The 1,098-nt window shown below is 55.8% G+C and carries 2 pseudogenes; one reads left to right on the top strand and one right to left on the bottom strand.

Annotation, left to right across the window (positions count from 1 at the left end):
* Window positions 1-119 precede the first annotated feature (119 nt).
* Window positions 120-302: pseudogene (locus AC5SEO_RS26865) on the bottom strand (IS3 family transposase); the annotation flags it as partial.
* A 175-nt stretch (window positions 303-477) separates the two neighbouring features.
* Here AC5SEO_RS26865 and AC5SEO_RS26860 point away from each other — a divergent pair.
* A pseudogene (locus tag AC5SEO_RS26860) lies at window positions 478-1,053 on the top strand (IS3 family transposase); the annotation flags it as partial.
* Window positions 1,054-1,098: the final 45 nt, after the last annotated feature.

Below are 1,098 nucleotides of genomic sequence, written 5' to 3'. Positions count from 1 at the left end.
ACGCACTCGGACGGCAGCTTAACCGGTCGCAGGGGCTTGGATTGAGCCGATAGTAGGCGCCGACGACAGCAGCGTTAAATAACGGTCATCCTCGAAAGTGCGCTACGATTCCAAATTTCCTAGGCGTCGCGATGGACTTGACCCGTCGCGACCGGAGAGAGCATTCCGTTTTTGACGTATTTGCGTGTCGGGGCGCAGAACACCTCGACGTAATCTAACATGTTCTGGCGCGCTTTGGAGCGTGAACGGTGGGCCCTGCTGCGTGTCCGCTCTCGCATCAGGAGGTTGAAGATGCTCTCCGCCCCGTGAGGTCGAGGGCAAAAGGTTTCATGAGGTTGAATTGGTCCACCGGCGCAAGTGGGAAGCGGAGCTTGTTCTGGCAGGTGGTGACAAAACTATAGAGGTTGAGACTTCTCGAAATGCGCGTCCTCTGGTAGGAGAAAAGGCAGCGGACCGAGAAGGTGAAGCCTCACCCCATCATCGATGAAACGCCGCAAAGCCAACTCCAAGGTGCCTGAACGCGAGGAGCTCGAGCGAAGGCTTGAAGCCCTCCAGCGTGATGTCGGCCAGTTACAACTCGAGCACGATCCTCTGAAGAAGGCCAACGAACTACTAAAAAAAGACCTGGGCGTCGATCTGCAGATCCTGAGTAGTCGGGAGAAGACACAGCTGATCGATGCCCTTAAGGAAGTTCATCGCTTGCAAGAGTTGCTCGCCCAGCTGCGAATTGCCAGAAGCTCCTACTTCAACCATCGCGCCCGCATATGTTTGGTAGACAAGTAAATCGCTGTCCGCCTCAGCTTGGTGGAAATCTTTCAAGCGAACCGTCGTTGTTACGGTTACCGCAGACTGCAGGCATCACTGGCCAGGAAGAGCGTGATCATCTCAGAAAAGGTTGTCCAGCGCTTGATGAAGCAGGAGCGACTGGTCGTTGCCAGACCGCGTCGTCGGCGGTTTGGATCCTATCTGGGAGAGATCAGTCCAGCGCCCGAGAACCTGATCAATCGCGACTTCCATGCAGACGCGCCGAACGTGAAATGGCTGACTGAACTGCCCCCCATTTCGACCGGACAGTCGGCATAAGCAGAAAGGCTCAAG

Source organism: Agrobacterium sp. K11 (genome assembly GCF_059429395.1).
The sequence above is the reverse complement of the archived record's forward strand: the minus strand, read 5'-3'. Positions and strand labels throughout refer to the sequence as shown.